Raw genomic sequence first — 6608 nt, 5'->3', positions numbered from 1 at the left:
GGGCAGCACCCGGCCGGTCAGGGCGAGCGCCATGTGGTCGCCGACCGGCACGTCCACGTCGGCGTCCTCGGGGCGGCCGACGTGCGCGCGGGGGCCGACGCTGCCCGCGCAGGTCCACGGCGTCACGTCGCTCTCGCGTTCCAGGAGCGCGACGGCCTCCATGCCGAAGGTCTCGCGCACGGTCTCCAGGAGGGACTCCAGGCTGTTCTCGCCGCGCAGCACGCTGCCCGCGAGGTGCGAGAGGATCTCCGACTCGGCGCGCAGCCGCGCGGCCTGATGGGTCCGGCGGGCGGCGAGGTCCACGACGGAGGCGACCGAGATCGCCACGGACACGAAGACGACGATCGCGACGATGTTCTTCGCGTCGGAGATCGTCCACTGGTGCAGCGGCGGGGTGAAGTAGTAGTTGAGGAGCAACGAGCCGAACGCCGCCGACGCGAGCGCCGGTATCAGGCCGCCAAGCAGGGCCGCCGCCACGGTCAGCGTGAGGAACAGCAGCATGTCGTTCGCGAGACCGAGGTCCACGTCGATGTGCGTGAGAAGCAGCGTGAGCAGCGCGGGACCGGCGACGCCGACCAGCCAGCCCCAGATGATCCGGGAGCGGCCGAGTCGCGCGCCGCGCGCCACCGGCAGGCCCCGCCCCTTGGCGACCTCACCGTGCGTGACGATGTGGACGTCGAGGTCGGGCCCCGACTCGCGGGCGACGGTCGCGCCGACGCCGGGTCCGAAGATGTACTGCCAGGACTTGCGGCGCGAGGAGCCGAGGACGATCTGGGTGGCGTTGACGCCCCGCGCGAATTCGAGCAGGGCCCCCGGGATGTCGTCGCCTATGACGTGATGGAACGTTCCGCCCAGGTCCTCCACGAGGGTGCGCTGGACGGCCAGCTCCTTGGGCGAGGCGGCGGTGAGGCCGTCGCTGCGGGCGATGTAGACGGCGAGGATCTCGCTGCCGGAGCCCTTGGCGGCCATGCGGGCGGCGCGGCGGATGAGGGTGCGGCCCTCGGGTCCGCCGGTGAGGCCGACGACGATGCGCTCACGGGCCTGCCAGGTGGAGCGGATGTTGTGCTCGCCGCGGTACTGCTGGAGGTATTCGTCGACCCGGTCGGCTACCCACAGCAGCGCCAGCTCGCGCAGGGCCGTCAGGTTCCCGGGGCGGAAGTAGTTGGACAGGGCCGCGTCGACCTTGTCCGCCTTGTAGATGTTGCCGTGCGCCATCCGGCGGCGCAGCGCCTGCGGCGACATGTCGACCAGCTCGATCTGGTCGGCCCGGCGCACCACCTCGTCCGGGACCGTCTCGCGCTGGCGGACGCCGGTGATCGATTCGACGACGTCGCCGAGCGACTCCAGGTGCTGGATGTTGACGGTGGATATCACGTCGATGCCCGCTTCGAGGAGCTCCTCGACGTCCTGCCAGCGCTTGGCGTTGCGCGAGCCGGGCACGTTGGTGTGCGGCAGTTCGTCGACGAGCGCGACGGCGGGGGCGCGGCGCAGGACGGCGTCCACGTCCATCTCCGTGAACAGCGAGCCGCGGTACTCCAGCTCCTTGCGGGCGACCTGCTCCAGACCGTGCAGCATCACTTCCGTGCGGGGACGGTTGTGGTGCTCCACGAAGGCCACGACGCAGTCGGTGCCGCGCTCGATACGACGGTGTGCCTCGGCGAGCGTGGCGTACGTCTTGCCGACGCCCGGTGCCGCACCGAGGTAGATCCGAAGCTTGCCGCGTGCCATGGCCCCATTGTCTTCCTGAAACTGCTGTGTACGCAGCGTCGACCTTACGGCCAACATTCACGGCAAAACGGATGAGCCCGACCTTCCTGGAGCTCCTTGACGTAACTCTGATGCCCTCCCCCGCGTCCCGCGTGGGGCACGACACACCCGGGCCGGGGCACGGCCCACGACTTTCGGCCGCCGCGGCGGAGCGGGGCTTTCGGCCGGGACAGCACGGCGGGAATTTCAGCCCGGGGCGGCCAGCAGAAGTGACCGTCAAGGCGCGCAGAAGGCCCGCGGTGATTCGGGGAACCGAATCACCGCGGGCCTTGAGGCAGTCGCGAGAGGGAAGTCAGCCCTTCTCCGCCACCAGGTGCTTCAACGCGATGTTGAGCTTGAGGACGTTCACCCGGGGCTCACCCATGAAGCCGAGGACGCGGCCGTCGGTGTGGTCGTCGACCAGCTTCTCCACCTGCTCGGCGTCCAGGCCGTTCTTCTCCGCGACGCGGTGGACCTGGAGGTCGGCGTAGTCGGGCGAGATGTGCGGGTCGAGGCCGGAGCCCGAGGACGTGACGGCCTCGGCCGGGATGTCGGCGGCCCTGACCTTGAAGTCCGCCGTCGAGTTGTCCTTGATGACGGCGTCCCGCGCGGCCCTGACCTGGGCGCACAGCCCCTCCTCGGCCTTGGGGTCGCACACCTCCTTGTCGCCCTTCTTCATGGTGCCGGAGTCGCCCGCGAGGTTGGTCGCGCCCGAGATGATCAGCTTGTACCGGGTGTTCTCGCTGTTCACGGCGAGCCCGTTGGACGGCCGGGGCTGGAACCACTTCAGGTCCGGGTCCGGGGTCTCCTGGCCCTTCTTCAGCGGCAGGTCGTACCGCTGGCCGATGAGCTCGGAGCCGACGACCTTGCCGCCGTCCTTGACCTCGGAGCCGTTGGCCTTGTTGTTGAACAGGGCCTGGGCGACCCCGGTCACGGCGAGCGGGTAGATCACGCCGCAGATCACGGTGAGCACGAGCAGGGCCCGCAGCCCGGCGCCGAGCAACCTGGCGGTGTTGCCTACGGAGTTGTTCATTTCAGGTCACCCAATGCCGGGGATCAGGGAGATGAGCAGGTCGATGATCTTGATGCCGATGAACGGGGCGACGAGCCCGCCGAGCCCGTAGATGCCGAGGTTGCGCCGCAGCATCCGGTCCGCGCTCATCGGCCGGTACTGCACGCCCTTGAGGGCCAGCGGCACCAGGGCCACGATGATCAGCGCGTTGAAGATGACAGCCGACAGGATCGCGGACTTGGGGCTGGTCAGGTCCATGATGTTGAGCTTGTCCAGGCCCGGGTAGACCACCGCGAACATCGCCGGGATGATCGCGAAGTACTTCGCGACGTCGTTGGCGATCGAGAAGGTGGTCAACGCACCCCGTGTGATCAACAGTTGCTTGCCGATCTCGACGATCTCGATCAACTTGGTCGGGTTGGAATCAAGGTCCACCATGTTCCCGGCCTCCTTGGCGGCCGAGGTACCGGTGTTCATGGCCACGCCGACGTCGGCCTGCGCGAGCGCGGGCGCGTCGTTGGTGCCGTCACCCGTCATCGCGACGAGCTTGCCACCGGCCTGCTCGCGCTTGATGAGCGCCATCTTGTCCTCGGGCGTGGCCTCCGCGAGGAAGTCGTCCACGCCCGCCTCGTCGGCGATCGCCTTGGCCGTCAGCGGGTTGTCGCCCGTGATCATGACGGTCTTGATGCCCATGCGGCGCAGCTCGTCGAACCGCTCCCGCATGCCCTCCTTGACGACGTCCTTGAGGTGGATGACGCCCAGGACGCGGGCGCCCTCGGTGTCCTCCAGGGCGACGAGCAGCGGCGTGCCGCCCGCCTGCGAGATCTTGTCGGTGAGCTCCTGGGCCTCGGGCGTGACGGTGCCGCCGCGCTCCTGGACCCAGGCGACGACCGAACCGGTCGCGCCCTTGCGGACCTTGCGTCCGTCCACGTCCACACCCGACATCCGGGTCTGGGCGGTGAAGGCGATCCACTCGGCGTCGGTCAGCTCGCCCTGGTGGCGCTCGCGCAGGCCGTACTTCTCCTTGGCGAGCACCACGATCGAGCGGCCCTCGGGGGTCTCGTCGGCCAGCGAGGAGAGCTGAGCGGCGTCGGCCACCTCGGCCTCGGTGGTGCCGCGCACCGGCACGAACTCGGCGGCCTGGCGGTTGCCGAGCGTGATGGTGCCGGTCTTGTCGAGCAGCAGCGTCGATACGTCACCGGCGGCCTCCACCGCGCGGCCTGACATCGCGAGGACGTTGCGCTGGACCAGGCGGTCCATGCCCGCGATGCCGATCGCGGAGAGCAGCGCGCCGATCGTCGTCGGGATCAGGCAGACAAGGAGGGCGGCCAGAACGATCATGGACTGCTCGGCACCGGCGTACACCGCGAACGGCTGGAGCGTGACGACCGCGAGCAGGAAGACGATGGTCAGCGAGGCGAGCAGGATGTTCAGCGCGATCTCGTTGGGCGTCTTCTGCCGGGCCGCGCCCTCGACCAGGTTGATCATCCGGTCGATGAAGGTCTCGCCGGGCTTCGTCGTGATCTTGATGACGACGCGGTCGGAGAGCACCTTCGTACCGCCGGTGACGGCCGAGCGGTCGCCGCCGGACTCGCGGATGACCGGCGCGGACTCACCGGTGATCGCCGACTCGTCGACGCTCGCGACGCCCTCGACGACGTCGCCGTCGCCGGGGATGACGTCGCCCGCCTCACAGACGACCAGGTCACCGATCTTGAGCTCGGTGCCGGGTACCTGCTCCTCGGTCTTGCCGTCGGTGGACAGCCGGCGCGCGACGGTGTCCGTCTTGGCCTTGCGCAGCGTGTCCGCCTGGGCCTTGCCGCGGCCCTCGGCCACCGCCTCCGCGAGGTTCGCGAAGATGGTGGTCAGCCACAGCCACGCGGCGATGGCCCAGCCGAACCAGTCGCCCGGGTCCTTGACGGCCAGCACGGTGGTGAGCACCGAGCCGATCAGGACCACGAACATCACGGGGGCCTTGATCATCACCCGCGGGTCGAGCTTCCTGAGCGCGTCCGGGAACGACTTCAGCAGCTGCTTGGGGTCGAACAGGCCGCCGCCGACCTTGCCCTCTTCCGGCTTGTGCCCGGTGGGCACATCCTGGTGCGGCGCACGCGTGGGAGTGGCCGTGGACGTGGGAGTCATGGAGCCTGGCTCCTCTTGCTTCCTGGTGTCGGTGGTCATGACGCGAGACCCTCGGCGAGGGGCCCGAGCGCGAGCGCCGGGAAGTACGTCAGACCGGTAATGATCATGATGGTGCCGACCAGCAACCCGGTGAACAGCGGCTTCTCCGTACGGAGCGTGCCCGCCGTCTTCGGGATCGGCTTCTGCTCGGCCAGCGAACCGGCGAGCGCGAGGACGAACACCATCGGCAGGAACCGGCCGAGCAGCATCGCGAGACCGATCGTGGTGTTGAACCACTGCGTGTCCGCGCTCAGCCCCGCGAAGGCCGAACCGTTGTTGTTGGCGCCGGAGGTGAAGGCGTACAGGATCTCGGAGAAGCCGTGGGCTCCGCTGTTGAGCATCGAGTCCTTCGGCGTCGACAGGGCCATGGAGGCGCCGGTGAAGCCGAGCACGAGCGCGGGCGTGACGAGGATGTAGCAGGCCGCGAACTTGATCTCGCGGGTGCCGATCTTCTTGCCCAGGTACTCCGGCGTACGGCCGACCATGAGACCCGCGATGAAGACGGCGATGATCGCCATGATCAGCATGCCGTAGAGGCCGGAGCCGGTGCCGCCGGGCGCGATCTCGCCGAGCTGCATGCCGAGCAGGTCGAGGCCGCCGCCGAAACCGGTGTTGGAGGAGTGGAAGGAGTTCACCGCACCGGTCGAGGTGAGCGTGGTGGACACCGAGAAGATCGCCGAGCCGCCGATGCCGAACCGGGTCTCCTTGCCCTCCATCGCGCCGCCGGCGAGGTCGAAGGCCGGGCCGCCGTGGTGGAACTCGGTCCACATCATCAGCGCGATGAAGCCGAGCCAGATCGTCGCCATCGTGGCGAGGATCGCGTAGCCCTGCTTGATGGAGCCGACCATCTTGCCGAAGGTCCGGGTCAGGGCGAACGGGATCACCAGGATCAGGAAGATCTCAAAAAGGTTCGAGATCGGATTCGGATTCTCGAACGGGTGGGCGGAGTTGGCGTTGAAATAGCCGCCACCGTTCGTGCCCAGTTCCTTGATGACTTCCTGGGAAGCGACCGCGCCGCCGTTCCACTGCTGCTCGCCGCCCATGAACTGGCCGACCTCGTGGATGCCGGAGAAGTTCTGGATCGCGCCACAGGCGACAAGCACGATCGCGCCGATCACGGAGATCGGGATCAGAATGCGTACGACACCACGCACCAGGTCGGCCCAGAAGTTGCCGAGTTCACCGGTGCGCGAGCGCGCGAAGCCGCGCACCAGCGCCACGGCGACGGCGATGCCGACGGCGGCGGAGACGAAGTTCTGCACCGCGAGGCCACCGGTCTGCACGACGTGGCCCATGGCCTGCTCGCCGTAGTACGACTGCCAGTTGGTGTTGGCGACGAAGGAGGTGGCGGTGTTGAACGCCTGGTCCGGGTCGATGGCCTTGAAGCCCAGCGAACCCGGCAGCGAGCCCTGCAGGCGCTGCAGCAGGTACAGGAACAGCACGCCGGCCGCGGAGAACGCGAGGACGCCGCGCAGATAGGCGGGCCAGCGCATCTCGGTGTTGGGGTTGGCGCCGATGCCCTTGTAGATCCACTTCTCGACGCGCAGGTGCTTGTCGGAGGAGTAGACCTTGGCCATGTAGTCGCCGAGCGGACGGTATGCGAGGGCCAGCGCGGCGATGAGCGCGAGCAGCTGGAGCACACCAGCGAGTACGGGACTCATTTCTTGAC

The 6608-nt window shown here is 68.6% G+C and carries 4 protein-coding genes; all 4 read right to left on the bottom strand.

Annotated features, from left to right (window positions below):
* On the bottom strand, window positions 1-1728 hold a 1728-nt coding region (locus STRAU_RS04795; RefSeq protein ID WP_037657575.1), incomplete at its 3' end, for a sensor histidine kinase.
* Between the two features lie 331 nt (window positions 1729-2059).
* Window positions 2060-2779 carry a potassium-transporting ATPase subunit C gene (locus STRAU_RS04790; protein ID WP_016639109.1) on the bottom strand — a complete coding sequence of 240 codons (720 nt, stop codon included), beginning with the start codon at window positions 2777-2779 and terminating at the stop codon, window positions 2060-2062.
* A 6-nt stretch (window positions 2780-2785) separates the two neighbouring features.
* Entirely contained in the window at window positions 2786-4939 is a 2154-nt protein-coding gene (kdpB, locus tag STRAU_RS04785; RefSeq protein WP_016639108.1) for a potassium-transporting ATPase subunit KdpB, read from the bottom strand.
* Window positions 4936-6600, bottom strand: coding sequence for a potassium-transporting ATPase subunit KdpA (gene kdpA / locus STRAU_RS04780; RefSeq protein WP_037657573.1), 1665 nt, complete (start codon window positions 6598-6600; stop codon window positions 4936-4938). Before kdpA ends, kdpB begins: the two co-directional genes overlap by 4 nt.
* Window positions 6601-6608 lie beyond the last annotated feature (8 nt).

The organism is Streptomyces aurantiacus JA 4570 (genome assembly GCF_000414115.1).
In the GTDB taxonomy this organism is placed as follows: Bacteria; Actinomycetota; Actinomycetes; order Streptomycetales; family Streptomycetaceae; genus Streptomyces; species Streptomyces aurantiacus_A.
Note: the sequence above shows the minus strand (reverse complement) of the source record. Positions and strands in the feature narration are given on the sequence as shown.

Bases quoted from the DNA above. Each gene is read 5' to 3' on its own strand.
- kdpA (WP_037657573.1), bottom strand. From the start codon at position 6,600: ATGAGTCCCGTACTCGCTGGTGTGCTCCAGCTGCTCGCGCTCATCGCC.
- STRAU_RS04790 (WP_016639109.1), bottom strand. From the start codon at position 2,779: ATGAACAACTCCGTAGGCAACACCGCCAGGTTGCTCGGCGCCGGGCTG.
- kdpB (WP_016639108.1), bottom strand. From the start codon at position 4,939: ATGACCACCGACACCAGGAAGCAAGAGGAGCCAGGCTCCATGACTCCC.